The 14,702-nt window shown below is 63.6% G+C and carries 14 protein-coding genes; 10 read left to right on the forward strand and 4 right to left on the reverse strand.

Annotated elements, in window-relative coordinates; all coding sequences use genetic code 11:
• Positions 1–42: 42 nt before the first annotated feature.
• Positions 43–471 (reverse strand): hypothetical protein, encoded by a 429-nt coding sequence (locus AC07W7_RS02850; protein WP_099168264.1) that lies wholly within the window; start codon positions 469–471, stop codon positions 43–45.
• Positions 472–553: 82 nt separating this feature from the next.
• Positions 554–1,480 carry a LysR substrate-binding domain-containing protein gene (locus AC07W7_RS02855; protein WP_495038635.1) on the reverse strand — a complete coding sequence of 309 codons (927 nt, stop codon included), beginning with the start codon at positions 1,478–1,480 and terminating at the stop codon, positions 554–556.
• Positions 1,481–1,685: 205 nt separating this feature from the next.
• Here AC07W7_RS02855 and AC07W7_RS02860 point away from each other — a divergent pair, with 205 nt between their 5' ends.
• From AC07W7_RS02860 to AC07W7_RS02890, 7 genes are all read left to right on the forward strand, one after another.
• The gene (locus AC07W7_RS02860; RefSeq protein ID WP_099168262.1) at positions 1,686–2,633 is read left to right on the forward strand and encodes a branched-chain amino acid ABC transporter permease; all 948 of its coding nucleotides are present in this window, start codon (positions 1,686–1,688) and stop codon (positions 2,631–2,633) included.
• Positions 2,630–3,730, forward strand: coding sequence for an ABC transporter permease subunit (locus AC07W7_RS02865; RefSeq protein ID WP_099168261.1), 1,101 nt, complete (start codon positions 2,630–2,632; stop codon positions 3,728–3,730). Before AC07W7_RS02860 ends, AC07W7_RS02865 begins: the two co-directional genes overlap by 4 nt.
• The gene (locus AC07W7_RS02870; RefSeq protein ID WP_099168260.1) at positions 3,727–4,500 is read left to right on the forward strand and encodes an ABC transporter ATP-binding protein; all 774 of its coding nucleotides are present in this window, start codon (positions 3,727–3,729) and stop codon (positions 4,498–4,500) included. The genes AC07W7_RS02865 and AC07W7_RS02870 overlap by 4 nt, the downstream gene beginning before the upstream one ends.
• Positions 4,493–5,209 carry an ABC transporter ATP-binding protein gene (locus tag AC07W7_RS02875; protein ID WP_099168259.1) on the forward strand — a complete coding sequence of 239 codons (717 nt, stop codon included), beginning with the start codon at positions 4,493–4,495 and terminating at the stop codon, positions 5,207–5,209. Before AC07W7_RS02870 ends, AC07W7_RS02875 begins: the two co-directional genes overlap by 8 nt.
• 83 nt (positions 5,210–5,292) lie before the next feature.
• Positions 5,293–6,432, forward strand: coding sequence for a branched-chain amino acid ABC transporter substrate-binding protein (locus tag AC07W7_RS02880; RefSeq protein WP_099168258.1), 1,140 nt, complete (start codon positions 5,293–5,295; stop codon positions 6,430–6,432).
• 117 nt (positions 6,433–6,549) lie between these two features.
• Positions 6,550–7,041, forward strand: a complete 492-nt coding sequence (locus AC07W7_RS02885; protein ID WP_057438692.1) for an L-2-amino-thiazoline-4-carboxylic acid hydrolase — start codon at positions 6,550–6,552, stop codon at positions 7,039–7,041.
• Complete coding sequence (locus AC07W7_RS02890; RefSeq protein WP_495038636.1) at positions 7,038–8,273, forward strand: Zn-dependent hydrolase; 1,236 nt, start codon at positions 7,038–7,040, stop codon at positions 8,271–8,273. The genes AC07W7_RS02885 and AC07W7_RS02890 overlap by 4 nt, the downstream gene beginning before the upstream one ends.
• A 514-nt stretch (positions 8,274–8,787) precedes the next feature.
• On the opposite strand, the gene AC07W7_RS02895 is transcribed toward AC07W7_RS02890, so the two are convergent.
• Positions 8,788–10,164: an amidase gene (locus AC07W7_RS02895; protein ID WP_495038637.1), complete on the reverse strand. Its 1,377-nt coding sequence runs from the start codon at positions 10,162–10,164 to the stop codon at positions 8,788–8,790.
• A 266-nt stretch (positions 10,165–10,430) separates the two neighbouring features.
• On the opposite strand from AC07W7_RS02895, the gene AC07W7_RS02900 reads away from it, so the two are divergent.
• Positions 10,431–11,423 (forward strand): LacI family DNA-binding transcriptional regulator, encoded by a 993-nt coding sequence (locus AC07W7_RS02900; protein WP_236310087.1) that lies wholly within the window; start codon positions 10,431–10,433, stop codon positions 11,421–11,423.
• Between the two features lie 101 nt (positions 11,424–11,524).
• On the opposite strand, the gene AC07W7_RS02905 is transcribed toward AC07W7_RS02900, so the two are convergent.
• Positions 11,525–12,313: an AraC family transcriptional regulator gene (locus AC07W7_RS02905; RefSeq protein ID WP_495038638.1), complete on the reverse strand. Its 789-nt coding sequence runs from the start codon at positions 12,311–12,313 to the stop codon at positions 11,525–11,527.
• An 84-nt stretch (positions 12,314–12,397) separates the two neighbouring features.
• Here AC07W7_RS02905 and AC07W7_RS02910 point away from each other — a divergent pair, with 84 nt between their 5' ends.
• Positions 12,398–13,396 (forward strand): bile acid:sodium symporter family protein, encoded by a 999-nt coding sequence (locus tag AC07W7_RS02910; protein WP_495038639.1) that lies wholly within the window; start codon positions 12,398–12,400, stop codon positions 13,394–13,396.
• Between the two features lie 87 nt (positions 13,397–13,483).
• Complete coding sequence (locus tag AC07W7_RS02915; protein ID WP_099168251.1) at positions 13,484–14,677, forward strand: sugar transporter; 1,194 nt, start codon at positions 13,484–13,486, stop codon at positions 14,675–14,677.
• Positions 14,678–14,702: the final 25 nt, after the last annotated feature.

The following is a 14,702-nucleotide window of genomic DNA, read 5'->3' on the forward strand; positions in this document are numbered from 1 at the left end:
ATCGCGGGCAAGCCCGCTCCCACATAAGGATCAGGTTGGCTGTCAGGCCGCCACAGCCTGTAGCTGCAACGCACCCTCGACATCCTTGACCAGCCCACTGGCCAGCAACAGCGGCAGCAAACGCTTGTGCAACTGCGGCTCGACAAACGCCTTCACCGTCTCCAGCGCCAAGTCGCCACTGCCAGGCAATTCGGCCTTGGTATAGGACAACCAGGCCTTTTTCAGCATCTGCAACACATCACTGCCCGCCGTCAACGCAAAGCGCCGGTGGGCCACCTGGCCCTGGAAGTTGAAGCTGTGCTGATACTCGTAACCTTTCTCGTCACCCGCGCTGGCAACGCAGCGTACGCAGGTGCAAGGGCCTTCGCCAAAGGCCGCCTGCAGGTAGCTATTGAAGTCCACTACGGGCTTGAGCGACAGGCGCTTGTCCACCTCGAACAGGTCGCCGGTTATTTTTGCGTCGTTACTCAAGGTGCATTTCCTCGCAGGTCTACAGCTGGTTTTTCAAAGCGCGACATCATACCAGCTTGCAGGGAACACCTTATTCTTCAGGTCACAAATCCCTGCTACCGGGGTCTGTGGCGGTTTGGCCCAGGCGGCCCTTGATCCAGTCGTACAGGTTATTGCCCTCGCTCGACAGCTCGCTGTTGGCCCGGCGGCACAAGTAGTACTGGCGCCCGTCGTCCACCGGCACGTCAAACAATTGCACCAACTCACCCCTGGCTACCAGTGGCGCCACCAACGGCGCCCGCAGCAGCGAGCAGCCAAGGCCAGTGAGGGTGGCGACCAGGGTCAACTGGCCGTCCTCCAGCAGCAGGCCATTGTGCGAGTTGGCGTGGTTGGCCTCGGCGGCCTCGAACCATTGGCCCCAGGTACCGCGTTCTTCGTCGTGCAGCAGTGGCAGTTCGCTGAGGGCCTGGGGGCGGTCGAGAGGGCCGTGGCGCTGGAGGAACTCGCGGCTGCAAAACGGTGTGACCGCGCCGCTGATCAGTGGCTCGCTGTGATAGCCCGGCCAGTGCCCGGTGCCAAAGCGGATCGACAGGTCGGCAGCATCGCTGGGGTAGCTGCGGTGGTTGGCGTAGGTGATGTTGATATCCAGCGCCGGGTTGGCGCTCAAGAACTGCGGCAGGTTCGGAATGAACAGGTGGGTCGCGAACATCGGGATCAGGCTGATGGTGACCTGGCGCGTCGCGCTTTTTTCTCGCACATGTTCGGTGGCGCTGCGCAGTACCGCGAATGCCGAGCGAATCGCCCGGTAGTACTCGCGGCCTTCTTCGGTCAACCCCAGGTTACGGCCCTGGCGTAGGGTCAGGGGTTGTTGCAGGAAGCTTTCGAGCAAGTGCAACTGATGGCTGACCGCCGAGGGCGAAACCCCCAGTTCGCGGGCGGCGGCATTCACCCCGCCATGGCGGGCGAAGGCCTCGAAGGTGCGCACGGCACGCAAGGGTGGGTCATTGGCTAACTGTTCTAAATTATTCATGTGTTGAATTAAATACTAACATTGATCGCAATGAAAGTGCCGTATTTGCCATTAATTTGGCGTATATAGCGCTTTATTGGCAGGGTATAAGAATATTCCTATCGGATATTTGATAAATTTAGAATAAATAACTAGTGTTCCGCGATCTGGTTTCCGGCCGACGCCCTTGAGCGCTGGCCTTTTGTGTATGGAGTTGATGGTTCCCATGGATGCGTTTATCCAGCAACTGCTTAACGGCTTGCTGTCGGGCAGTCTCTACGCGCTAGTGGCCTTGGGTTACACCATGGTCTACGGCATTTTGCGGATCATCAACTTTGCCCATGGCGACGTGTTGATGATTGGCGCGTTGGTGGGCCTGTCGGTGATCCGGGTGTTGCAGGCGGCCTGGCCGGATATGCCGCCGGTGCTGTTGCTGCTGGTGGCGGCGATGATCGCCATGGCCTTCTGTGCGGTGCTGGCGGTGGTGATCGAGCGCATTGCCTACCGGCGCTTGCGTAACGCCCCGCGCCTGGCGCCGTTGATCAGTGGCATCGGCGTGTCGCTGTTGTTGCAGACCGTGGCGATGCTGGTCTGGACCCGTAACCCGCAGATGTTCCCGCAATTGCTGCCCCTGGAACCCATCGAAGTACTGGCCGGCGACGCCACCCATGCCGCCGTGACCAATGCCACCGCGTTGACCACCATTGGCGTGGCGTTAAGCCTGATGGTCGGGCTGTTGCTGTTGGTCGAGCGCACGCGTTTTGGCCGGGCCATGCGCGCCGTGGCCGAGAACCCGCAAGTGGCGAGCCTGATGGGCATCAACCCCAACCGCATCATTGTCCTGACCTTCGCCATCGGCGGCGCCCTGGCCGCGCTGGCGGGCATCATGATGGCCAGCAACTATGGCAGCGCGCATTTCTATATGGGCTTCTTGCCCGGCATCAAGGCGTTTACCGCGGCGGTGCTGGGCGGCATCGGCAACCTCAAGGGCGCCATGCTCGGCGGCCTGTTGCTGGGGCTGATCGAGGCCCTCGGCACCGGCTACCTGGGGGCCGCCACCAACGGCGTGTTCGGCAGCAACTACCAGGACGTGTTCGCCTTTATCGTGTTGATCGCGGTGCTGGTGTTCCGGCCCCAGGGGTTGTTGGGCGAACGACTGGCGACCCGCGCATGAGCCTGGCTACCGCTGTGAGTCCTTCGAGCAAGCGCGCCAGCCTGGGGTTGCTGCTGTTCGCCCTGGCCCTGGTCTTGGCCCCGTGGATTGTCGGGCATGCCGGCGGCAATACCTGGGTGCGCACCCTGGACTTTGCCCTGCTGTACATCATGTTGGCCCTGGGCCTGAATATCGTCGTCGGTTATGCCGGTTTGCTGGACATGGGCTTTATCGCCTTCTACGCGGTGGGCGCCTACCTGGCGGCATTGCTGTCATCGCCCCATCTGCTGCAACAGTTCCCGGCCTTGCTGGCGCTGATGCCGGAGGGCATGCACACCTCGATCTGGCTGATCTTGCCGCTGGCGGCGCTGCTGGCGGCCGGGTTCGGCGTGATCCTTGGCGCGCCGACCCTGCGCCTGCGCGGCGACTACCTGGCCATCGTCACTCTGGGCTTTGGTGAAATCATCCGCATCCTGCTGCGCAACCTGGACCGCCCGGTGAACCTCACCAACGGCCCCAAGGGCATCGCTCAGGTCGATCCGGTGACGCTGCTGGGGGTCAACCTGGGGCGCACCCAGGAACTGTTCGGCCTGCGCTTGCCCTCGGTCTACCTCTATTACTACCTGTTTGCCGCGCTGGTGGTGCTGATCCTGTTTGCCTGCATCCGCCTTCAGCGTTCGCGCATCGGCCGCGCCTGGATGGCGATCCGCGAGGACGAAGAGGCGGCCCAGGCCATGGGCCTCAATACCCTGCGCCTGAAACTGCTGGCATTTGCCATTGGCGCGGCGTTCGGCGGTATCAGCGGGGCGCTGTTTGCCTCGTTCCAGGGCTTTGTTTCACCGGAATCCTTCACCCTCAATGAGTCCATCGCCGTGTTGGCCATGGTGGTGCTCGGCGGCATGGGGCATATCCCCGGGGTGATTCTGGGCTGCGTGTTGCTCGCGGCCCTGCCCGAAGCGTTGCGCGCCAGCATGGGCCCCTTGCAGCAGGCGCTGTTTGGCCAGGTGCTGGTGGACCCGGAGATTATCCGCCAGCTGTTCTACGGCCTGGCGTTGATTCTGGCGATGCTGTATCGACCCGCCGGCCTCTGGCCGAGCCGCACAGGAGGTGCACCTTGAATCATCCGTTATTGCAGATCGAGAAGGTCAATAAACAGTTTGGCGGCGTGGCCGCGCTCGATGACGTGAGCTTGAGTATCGAGGCCGGGGAAATCTACGGCCTGATCGGGCCCAATGGCGCCGGCAAGACCACCTTCTTTAATGTGATGACGGGGCTGTACACCCCGGATTCCGGGCGCTTTCAACTCGACGGCGAAGAGTACCAGCCCACGGCGGTGCACCAGGTGGCCCGTGCCGGCATTGCGCGTACGTTCCAGAATATCCGCCTGTTCAACGCCATGAGCGCCCTGGAAAACGTCATGGTCGGGCGCCATGTGCGCACCCATAACGGCGTGTGGGCAGCCTTGAGCGGGCATTCGCGCGGGCGCGAGGAAGAAGCACAGACCCGCGCCCACGCCCACCGCCTGCTGGCCTATGTGGGCCTGGCCGGGTTTGCCCACTACCGCGCCGACAGCCTGTCCTACGGCCATCAGCGGCGCCTGGAGATTGCCCGCGCCCTGGCCACCGAACCGCGCCTGCTAGCCCTCGACGAGCCGGCTGCCGGGATGAATGCCAGCGAGAAAGTGCAACTGCGCAGCCTGCTGGAAAAAATCCGCGACGACGGCCACACCCTGCTGCTGATCGAGCATGACGTGAAGCTGGTGATGGGTGTGTGCGACCGCATCAGCGTGCTGGACTATGGCCGGGTGATCGCCGTGGGCGCGCCGGCCGAAGTGCGTCGCCACCCGCAAGTGATCCAGGCCTACCTGGGAGCCGGCGCCCATGTCTGAAGCGTTGTTGCAGATTAACGGCCTGAAGGTGCGCTACGGCGCCATTGAGGCGGTCAAGTCCCTGGACCTGCATATTGATGAAGGCGAGCGGGTGACGCTGATCGGCGCCAATGGCGCCGGCAAAAGCTCCAGCCTCAAGGCCCTGACCGGGTTGCTGCCGGCCGCTGCGGGGCAGATCCGCTTTGCCGGGCGCTCGATCCTCAGCCTGGCACCCCATGAGCGCCTGACCCTGGGCATTGCCATGGTGCCCGAAGGGCGCGGCATTTTTGCGCGCATGAGCGTGCTGGAAAACCTCCAGGCCGGGGCCTTCCTGCGCCGCGACCCGCAGCAGGTGAACCTGGAAATCCGCCAGTTGTTCGAGCACTTCCCGCGCCTGGAAGAGCGCTTGCAGCAATCGGCCGGCTTGCTCTCCGGCGGCGAGCAGCAGATGCTCGCCCTGGCCCGTGCGCTGCTGTCCAAGCCGCGGTTGTTGGTGCTCGACGAGCCCTCCATGGGCCTGGCGCCGATCATGGTCGAAAAACTGTTCCAGGTGATTGATGATGTGTGCCGCCAGGGCATGACCCTGCTGCTGGTGGAGCAGAATGCGCGCCTGGCGCTGCAAGTGACCGACCGCGCCTATGTGATGGACACCGGGCGCATCAGCCTCAGCGGCGCCAGCGCGCAATTGCTCGACCACCCCGAGGTGCGCAGTGCCTACCTCGGTGAATAACCCATGACAAACGCCACCGGACGCCCGGCGTGTTTCGCCCACCCCACAGGCCATGAGGGCCTGATGAGAAACAGGAAAAACTGATGAACAAGACTGCCCCCTTCAAACGCGTACTGTTGTTGAGCCTGGCCCTCTGCGGTGTGGCCCAGGCCGACCAGACGGTCCTGATCGGCCTGGCCGGGCCCTTGACCGGCCCGTCGGCGCGGATCGGCAAAGACCTGGAAAACGGCGCGCAACTGGCCATTGACCAGGCCAACGCCAAGCACCCGAAAATCAACGGCGAGGCAGTGACCTACAAACTGGTTTCCGAAGACGACCAGTCCGACCCACGCACCGCCGTCACCGTGGCCCAGCGCCTGGTAGACGAAGGCGTAGTCGGTGTGGTCGGCCACTGGAACACCGGCACCAGCATCCCGGCGGCGCGGGTCTACCATGACGCCGGGATTGCCCAGGTCGCACCGGTGGCCACCGGTCACGCCTATACCCAGCAAGGTTTCGACACCAGCTTTCGGATCATGGGCCATGACGATGACGGCGGCCAGGTTGCCGGCGACTACGCGCTCAAGACCCTCAAGGCGCAGCGTATCGCCGTGATCGACGACCGCACCGCGTTCGGCCAGGGCCTGGCGGACCAGTTCGTCAAATCCATCGAGGCCGGTGGCGCCAAGGTGGTTGCCCGCGAATATGTGGATGACAAGACCATCGACTTCAGTGCGGTGCTGACCAATATCCGTGGGCAGAACCCGGACCTGATCTTCTTTGGCGGCGTCGACTCCCAGGCTGCACCGCTGGCCCGGCGCATCAAGCAGTTGGGGATCAAGGCGCCGTTGATGGGCGCGGGCGGCTTTGTCAGCCAGACCTTTTTGCAACTGGCGCAGAACGAAGGCGAGGGCGTGATCGCCCTGGAGCCGGGCCTGGCCGTGGCACAGATGCCGGGTGGCAAAGCCTTTGAAGAGGCCTACAAGGCACGCTTCAAGAGCAATATCGAGCTGCATGCGCCGTTTGCCTATGACGGCGTGGGTGTGCTGATCGCCGCCATCGAACAGGCCAACTCCACCGACCCGCAGAAGTACCTGCCGGTCCTGCGCGCCATCAGCTATCCAGGCGTGACCGGAACCCTCGCGTTCGATGCCCAGGGCAATCTGCAGAACCCGTCGTTCACCGTTTACCAGGTCAAGGCCAATCAATGGCAGCCGGTAAGCGTGGCGGGCGGTAAAAAGTAACGCGCTGGATCTAAGCGTAGGAGCGTCCCATGTGGGAGCTGTCTCGCTCCGCGAGGCTGCTCCTACATTTGGCAGCACCCACACTGGATCTTCGCAAGCATTTAGATGAGGCACACCATGAGCAAACTTGAAGGTGAACTGGGCATCCTGGCCCGCCGGCGTATCGAAGCCGAGATCATCAAGCCGATCTACGAAATCCTCGTGCGCGAGCAGGGCAAGGCCTTTGCCGCCGCGGTGATTGGTGAAGCGGTGGGCAACGCCGCGATCCAGGCCGGCAAGCACTTTGCCGCCCAGGAAGAGCAGGGCGCCGACCTCAAGAGCTTCGTTGAGCTGCAAGTGCTGTGGGAAAAGGACGACGCGCTGAAAGTCGAGATCATCGCCAGCGACGCCGAGCATTACGACTATGACGTCAAGCGCTGCCGCTATGCCGAGATGTACCACGAGATGGGCCTGGGCGAGATCGGCCACCTGTTGTCGTGCAACCGCGACGAGCTGTTTATCGTCGGCTACAACCCCAATATCGAATTGACGCGCACCCAGACCATCATGGGCGGCGCGCCAAGCTGTGACTTCCGCTACCACGCCAAGCCCCGGGAGCCACGCTCGTGAGCGCCCTGGCACGGGTCAACGGCGAGCGCCTGTGGGACTCGCTGATGGAAATGGCGCAGATCGGCGGCACGCCCAAGGGCGGCGTGTCACGCCTGGCCCTGACCGACGAAGACCGGCGTGGGCGCGACCTGTTCGTGGCCTGGTGCACGGCGGCCGGCTGCAGCATCCGCGTGGACGCCATGGGCAATATCTTCGCCCGCCGCGCCGGCCGCCACGACCACCTGGCCCCGGTGCTGACCGGCTCCCACGGTGACTCGCAACCGGCGGGCGGCAAGTTCGATGGCATCTATGGCGTGCTCGCCGGCCTGGAAGTGCTGCGCACCTTGAACGACCTGGGCATCGAGACCGACCGGCCGATCGAGGTGGTCAACTGGACCAACGAAGAAGGCTCGCGTTTTGCCCCGGCGATGATTGCCTCGGGGGTGTATGCCGGGGTGTTCGACCTGGAGTACGGCCTGTCCCGCGAAGACAAGGCCGGCGTGACCATCGGCCAGGCGCTGCAACAGATCGGCTATGCCGGCCCGCACCCGGTGGGCGGCCAGGCGGTGCATGCGGCGTATGAACTGCATATCGAACAGGGCCCGATCCTCGAAGCCCAGGACCTGACCATCGGCGTCGTCACCGGCGCCCAGGGCCAGCGCTGGTATGAAGTCGAGTTGAGCGGGCGCAGCGCCCATGCCGGCACCACGCCCATGGATCACCGCCTGGATGCACTGCTGGGCTTTGCCCGGGTGGTGGAGGCGGTCAACCAGATCGGCCTGGCCCAAGGCGCCGAAGGGCGGGCGACGGTGGGCATGGCCAATATCTTCCCCAACTCGCGCAATGTGGTGCCGGGGCGGGTGTTTTTCAGCGTCGAGTTCCGCCATCCCGACGAGGCGGTGCTGGCCGTGCAGGATCAGCAACTGCACGCAGCGGTGGCGCGGATCGCCGAGGGCATTGGTTTGCAGGCCAGCGTCAAGCAGATCTTCCAGTACGCGCCGATTGCCTTCGACAAAGAGTGCGTGGCCGTGGTGCAGGCTGCGGCCGAGGCTTTGGGTTATAGCCATCGGCGCATGATTTCCGGGGCCGGGCATGATGCCTGCTACCTGAACCAGGTCGCGCCGACGGCGATGATCTTTGTGCCGTGTGTGGAGGGCTTGAGCCATAACGAGGCGGAAGCGATTCACCCGCACTGGTCCACGGCCGGGGCCGATGTGCTGTTGCAGGCGATTCTGGCTTCGTCGCGCGAGTAAGCTGAAGACCTGATCCCTTGTGGGAGCTGTCGAGCTTCAGCGAGGCTGCGATAGCGGTGGATCAGCCAACATCAATGCTGGCCATGACCTCGTCATCGCAGCCTCGCCGGGGCTCGACAGCTCCCACATTATTTTGGGCCAGCAGGCATACCGTGTTCGCTGGAGGGCGCCAGCGTTAAGGCGCACAGATCCGGCAAACACCGATAAACCCTGTGGGAGCTGTCGAGCTTCAGCGAGGCTGCGATAGCGGTGGTTCAGCCAACATCAATGCCAACAATACTGCCGCCATCGCAGCCTCGCCGGGGCTCGACAGCTCCCACATTATTTTGGGCCAGCAGGCATACCGTGTTCGCTGGAGGGCGCCAGCGTTAAGGCGCGCAGATCCGGCAAACACCGAGAAACCCTGTGGGAGCTGTCGAGCTTTAGCGAGGCTGCGATAGCGGTGGTTCAGTCAACATCAATGCCAGCAATGCCGCCGCCATCGCAGCCTCGCAGGGCGAGACAGCTCCCACATTCAATCTGTGCGATCTTGCCCTTGGCCCAGAACAAGCAACCGGCTCATCACCTGCAACAACCGATCATCCGCGCCAGCGGCACCAACCACCTGCAACCCCACCGGCAGGCCTCGTACGTGCCCCACCGGCAGGCTGAGCGCGGGTAGGCCGGTGAGGTTCCAGGCACTGGTGTGGCTGAGCACGGTGGCGCGTACATCAATGTCCTGTTCGCCAACCCGGACTGTGCGCGCATTGATCGGTGTGGCGGTAATCGGCACGCTGGGGGAGACCAGCAAGTCATAGTGCTCGAATAGACGCGCCATTGCCGCTTGGTACTGCGCCTGGCTGGCCTGCGCGCGAATGTATTGCCAGCCTTTGACTTCGCCCGATAACTCAAGGCGTTCGCGTACCTCCTGGTCAAACAGGTGTGGCGCATCCTGCATGCGTTCGGCATGCACCTCAAAGGCCTCGGCACGTTGCAGGGTCAGCAGGGTGTCTTTCATGCCCGGCGCCATTTTTTGCAGTGCGTCGGTGTGCTCAAGCGTGTCGCCAAACAGCTGCTGCGCCGCCTGATACACCTGCTGGTTCACGTCGGCATCGACCGGGCCGAAGCTGCCACCGGTGAGCCAGCCCACCCGCAGCGGCTGCGCAGTGGCCGCTGGCGCACATGGGCGGTCGGCCAGCACCTCGAACAGCAGGCGCGCATCTTCGATGTGATTGGCGATGGGGCCGACATGGTCGAGGCTCGAGGCCAGCGGGAACACGCCGTCCACCGGCACGCAGGCAAACGAAGGCTTGAAGCCGACCGTGCCACACAAGGCCGAAGGGATCCGTATCGAGCCGCCGGTATCGGTCCCCAGCGCCAGCGGCACCATGCCGCTGGCCACTGCCGCCGCACTGCCGGCGCTGGAGCCGCCGGTGATGCAACGGGCATCCCACGGGTTGCGTGCCGCGCCCTGCAACGAGCGGTCGCCGGTCGGGCCGTAGGCGAACTCGTGGGTCAAGGTCTTGCCGATAATCACCGCCCCGGCCGCGCGCACGCGGTGCACGCACAGGGCATCGCGCTCCGGCTGGTAACCGTCGAAATGCGCGGAGCCATAGGTGGTGAGGTAGTCAAAGGTGTCGATGTTGTCTTTGACCGCGACCGGTATGCCGTGCAGCGGGCCCAGGTCCCGGCCCTGGGCCAACAGCGCGTCAGCCTTGCGCGCCTGGGCCAGGGCGATGGAGGCATCGACTTGCACGAAGGCATTCAGGATCGGGTTCAAGCGTTCGATGCTGTCCAGGGCGGCTTGTGTCAGCTCGACACTGGTCACGCTGCCAGTACGCAGGCGCTCGGCCAGCGTGACGATCGATAGGCCAAGAAAGTATCCAGCGTGGGTAGGCTTCACCAGGCTCATATCAGCAACTCCATCCAGTAACGGCGGGTGTAGAGGGTAGGGTTACCTGGCGACCACTTGGGCGCACCCGGCGTATTTTTTATTGTTTGCCCAAACGTTTGGGTTGGCGAAATGTAAGGCGCGGCAAATGTTTAGTCAAACGTTTGGGTCAGGATTTATCTGCGGCTGCGACACGCCTGTTCGGGTAGACTCTGCGCGCTAAATAACAGACCGTTGGAAGCCCCTCAAGCATGTCGAGCCCCTCTCGCCCAGCCACCTTGAAATCCATGGCAACTGCACTGGGCGTGCATGTGTCCACGGTATCCCGGGTACTCAATGGCGACCCGGCCGGGGTCGAGCGAGCGGCGTCGGCCGACGTGGTGGCGCGCATTCGTGCATTGGCCAAGGAGCTGGATTACCGGCCAAACACCCAGGCATCGAGCCTGAAACTGCGCAAAAGCCAGGAAATCTGTGTGCTGATGCCCAGGCTCACCGACCTGGTGATGGCGACCATTTATGACAGCATCGACAGTGCCGCCGAGCAGGCCGGCTACCTGACCTTCGTCTCCAATACCGACGACCAGCAACCCCGGCAGATGGCGCGTGCCGAGCACGCCTTGCGCCGCTCGGTGGCGGGGTTGATCGTCGGCGACTCCCATGTAGGCGAAAGCCAGCCGCTGCTCGACCTGTTGGCGCGCAAGCACATTCCCTACGTGTTGGTCAGCCGGCAGATTGCCGGGCATCTGGCGGTATGCAGTGACGATGAGTTGGGCGGCTGGTTGGCGGCCGAGCACTTGTACCAATTGGGCTGTCGCGATGTGGCGATCCTGGCGGGTGAGCGGCATGCCTCGACCGGCGCGGACCGCACCCGTGGGTTTACCCGCTATTACCGTGAGCAAGGCATCACGTTGCGCCCGGAGTGGACGCTCAATGGTCCTTTTGACAGCCAGACCGGGCACCGCCAGGGCGCGTATCTGCTGGGCCTGAGCCCGCGACCCCAGGCGTTTTTCGCGGTCAATGACTTCCTGGCCATCGGCCTGATGGGCGCTGCGCGTGACCAGGGCTTGATGCCGGGTAAAGACATTGCCGTGGTGGGTTTCAATGACATACCGCTGGCCAATGAACTGATGGTTCCCCTGACCAGCGTGCGCCTGCCGTTGGCGGAGATGGGCCGCCATGCGGTTGAACTGTTGCTCAAGCGCATCGCGGGCGAGGCTGTCGAGTCGATCAGGGTGGCGCCGCAGTTGCAGGTGCGCGCCAGTTCGTCTTTGTTGCGCTAGCGGTGTGTCAGTCGATAAATTCAGTGACTGAACCACCGCTATCGCGAGCAAGCCCGCTCCCACAGGGGGGATTGTGGACAGTCAAAAGCCGCAGCATGCAATCAGCGAAAGAACTCCCCCGGCGTCGCAGCAAACTGCTGGCGAAACGCCGCAATAAACGCCGACACCGACTCATAGCCACAGCCCAGTGCCACATCCGTCACCCGTTCCCCGCGTTCCAGGCCCGGCAGCGCGCCCAGCAGGCGTAGGCGCTGGCGCCAGGCGCGATAGGTCAAGCCGGTATCGCTCAAGAACAACCGGCTCAAGGTTTTTTCACTGACCCCCAGCTTCTGGCTCCACTGCCCCAAGGTCGTCGCCTGTTCCGGGTGTAGGCTCAAGCTGCGATAGACCTGCCGCAACCGGCTGTCGTGGGGCAGGGGCAGCATCAGGTCGACCTGCGGCGCGGCGGCCAATTGGTCCAGCAGCACCTGGGCCAGGCGCCCATCCGGGCCGTCTTCGGCATATTCCACCGGCAGTTCGCTAAAGCGGCGGATCAACTCGCGCAGCAAGTCGCTCACCGCCAGCACCTGGCAGCGTTCCACGGCCCAGGTCGTTACGCTGCAGTCCAGGTACAGGCTGCGCATCTCGGTGTGGGGCGAGCTGAACACCCGGTGCGCGACCCCCGCCGGGATCCACACCGCGCGCTGCGGTGGCGCGACAAAGCGCCCGGCGCTGGTGTGGATCTCCAGCACCCCGCAAATCGCATACGACAACTGCACCCACGGGTGGCTATGGCGGCGGGTCAGGGCGCGGTTGGGCAGGGATTCGGTGCGGCCATACACCGGGCGCGGCAGGCTGGCGAGCCCGGGGATGCTGCGGCGAACAGCCTTTTCATGTCCTTTTGGCGGCATTTACTGGCTTATTGGCGTTAGTCGGTAAGCGGCTGTTACGTTAGAGTCGCCACGACGCCCTGGCAACCCCTGGAAGAACAGCTGATGAAACGCCCACGGTTTTTACCCGACAACTTCACCCTGATCCTGATTGCCACGGTGGTGCTCGCCTCCTTGTTGCCGGTTGGCGGCCAGGCCGCCGTGGCGTTCGGCTGGGTGACCAACCTGGCCATCGCGCTGCTGTTTTTCCTGCATGGCGCCAAGCTGTCGCGCCAGGCCATCGTCGCCGGCGCCGGGCACTGGCGCTTGCACCTGCTGGTGTTCAGCCTGACCTTCGTGCTGTTCCCACTGCTGGGCCTGGCGCTCAAGCCGCTGTTGTCGCCGATGATCGGCAAAGACCTGTACATGGGCATGCTCTACTTGTGCGCGTTGCCGGCCACGGTGCAGTCGGCGATTGCCTTTACTTCCCTGGCGCGGGGCAATATCCCGGCGGCGATTTGCAGCGCGGCGGCCTCCAGCCTGTTCGGTATCTTCCTCACGCCGTTGCTGGTGGCCTTGTTGCTCAATGTGCATGGCGACGGCGGCTCGACTGTGGATGCCGTCCTCAAGATCAGCGTGCAATTGTTGCTGCCGTTTGTGGCCGGGCAGATCGCCCGGCGCTGGATTGGCGCGTGGGTGGGGCGCAATAAGAACTGGCTGAAATTCGTCGATCAGGGCTCGATCCTGCTGGTGGTCTACGGCGCCTTCAGCGAGGCGGTCAACGAAGGCATCTGGCACCAGATTCCGCTGTGGGAACTGGGCGGCCTGGTGGTGGCTTGCTGCATCTTGCTGGCGCTGGTGCTGGTGGCGTCCGCCTTCTTGGGCAAGGCCCTGGGCTTTAACCAGGAGGACCGCATCACCATCCTGTTCTGTGGCTCGAAAAAAAGCCTGGCCACCGGTGTGCCAATGGCCCAGGTATTGTTTGCCGGCAGCACCATGGGCGTGTTGATCCTGCCGTTGATGCTGTTCCATCAGATCCAGTTGATGGTCTGCGCGGTGCTGGCCCAGCGCTATGCCAATCGCCCGGAGTCGATTCCCGAGATCATGGCGCAAGTCGATCCCTGAACCATCGTGTTACTATTTTTCGGCGCCGCTCAAGGGCAGGCATCGGGCCGTCAGGATCGGCGCGCAACCGAGTAAAACGACCTGTCGATGAGCACTTCCACCGCAACCCCCGCCGCCAACTGGCAACCGGTCATCGCCCTGGCGCTGGCCGCCTTTGTGTTCAACACTACCGAGTTCGTGCCGGTCGGCCTGCTCAGTGCCATCGGCGCCAGTTTCGACATGCCGATCGCCCGGGTCGGCCTGATGCTCACCATTTATGCCTGGGTGGTGTCATTGACGTCGCTGCCGGTGATGTTGCTGACCCGTAACGTCGAACGGCGCAAGTTGCTGATTGTGCTGTTCGGTCTGTTTATCGCCAGCCATATCCTCTCCAGCGTGGCCAACAGTTTTGGTCTGTTGATGGTCAGCCGTATCGGCATCGCCTTGTCCCATGCGTTGTTCTGGTCGATCACCGCCTCCCTGGCGGTACGCCTGGCACCCCCGGGCAAGCAGGTGCAGGCCCTGGGCTTGCTGGCCACCGGCACCTCGCTGGCGATGGTGTTGGGCATTCCCCTGGGGCGCCTGTTGGGGGAGGCCATGGGCTGGCGCACCACCTTTTTGGTGATCGCCGGTTTTGCCGCGGCCCTGGTGTTGTGGCTGGCGCGTACCTTGCCGCTGTTGCCGAGCCAGAACTCCGGCTCGCTGCGTAGCCTACCCATACTGTTCAAGCGCCCGGCGCTGGTGGCGTTGTATGTGTTGACGGCCATGGTGGTCACCGCCCAGTTCACGGCCTACAGCTATATCGAACCCTTTGTCGAACGCGTTGCGGGCCTGGGTGGCAATGCGGTGACCCTGGTGCTGCTGGTGTTTGGCGGGGCGGGGATCATCGGTTCGTTGCTGTTCAGCCTGTTGCACCGTTTCAGCCCTTATCGTTTTTTGCTGGTGGCCGTATCGGTGCTGGCGCTGTGCCTGGGGCTGCTGTTGCCCTTGAGTGGCGACGTGTCGTACCTGGTGGTGCTGAGCGTGTTCTGGGGCATGGCGATCATGGCTTTTGGCTTGGCGTTGCAGTCCAAGGTCCTGGTCCTGGCGCCGGACGCGACGGATGTGGCGATGGCGATGTTCTCCGGGATCTACAACATCGGCATTGGCGGCGGGGCCTTGCTGGGCAGCTGGGTCGGCGGGCACTTTGGCTTTGCCTGGATCGGCGCGGCGGGGGGCTTGCTGGCGGTGGCGGCGTTGGGGGTGTATTGCCTGTCGATTTATCGGTTTGGGCAGGGCGGATCGAACGAACAGGGCAAGTAGCGCCAGCTTGCCAGCGATGGCGTCC

This window comes from Pseudomonas sp. GW821-FHT01D09 (assembly GCF_059422465.1).

Excerpts from the sequence above, each read along its gene's own strand:
- AC07W7_RS02855 (WP_495038635.1), bottom strand. The coding sequence starts at position 1,480 with ATGAATAATTTAGAACAGTTAGCCAATGACCCACCCTTGCGTGCCGTG.
- AC07W7_RS02860 (WP_099168262.1), top strand. The coding sequence starts at position 1,686 with ATGGATGCGTTTATCCAGCAACTGCTTAACGGCTTGCTGTCGGGCAGT.
- AC07W7_RS02865 (WP_099168261.1), top strand. The coding sequence starts at position 2,630 with ATGAGCCTGGCTACCGCTGTGAGTCCTTCGAGCAAGCGCGCCAGCCTG.
- AC07W7_RS02875 (WP_099168259.1), top strand. The coding sequence starts at position 4,493 with ATGTCTGAAGCGTTGTTGCAGATTAACGGCCTGAAGGTGCGCTACGGC.
- AC07W7_RS02880 (WP_099168258.1), top strand. The coding sequence starts at position 5,293 with ATGAACAAGACTGCCCCCTTCAAACGCGTACTGTTGTTGAGCCTGGCC.
- AC07W7_RS02885 (WP_057438692.1), top strand. The coding sequence starts at position 6,550 with ATGAGCAAACTTGAAGGTGAACTGGGCATCCTGGCCCGCCGGCGTATC.
- AC07W7_RS02895 (WP_495038637.1), bottom strand. The coding sequence starts at position 10,164 with ATGAGCCTGGTGAAGCCTACCCACGCTGGATACTTTCTTGGCCTATCG.
- AC07W7_RS02900 (WP_236310087.1), top strand. The coding sequence starts at position 10,431 with ATGGCAACTGCACTGGGCGTGCATGTGTCCACGGTATCCCGGGTACTC.
- AC07W7_RS02905 (WP_495038638.1), bottom strand. The coding sequence starts at position 12,313 with ATGCCGCCAAAAGGACATGAAAAGGCTGTTCGCCGCAGCATCCCCGGG.
- AC07W7_RS02910 (WP_495038639.1), top strand. The coding sequence starts at position 12,398 with ATGAAACGCCCACGGTTTTTACCCGACAACTTCACCCTGATCCTGATT.
- AC07W7_RS02915 (WP_099168251.1), top strand. The coding sequence starts at position 13,484 with ATGAGCACTTCCACCGCAACCCCCGCCGCCAACTGGCAACCGGTCATC.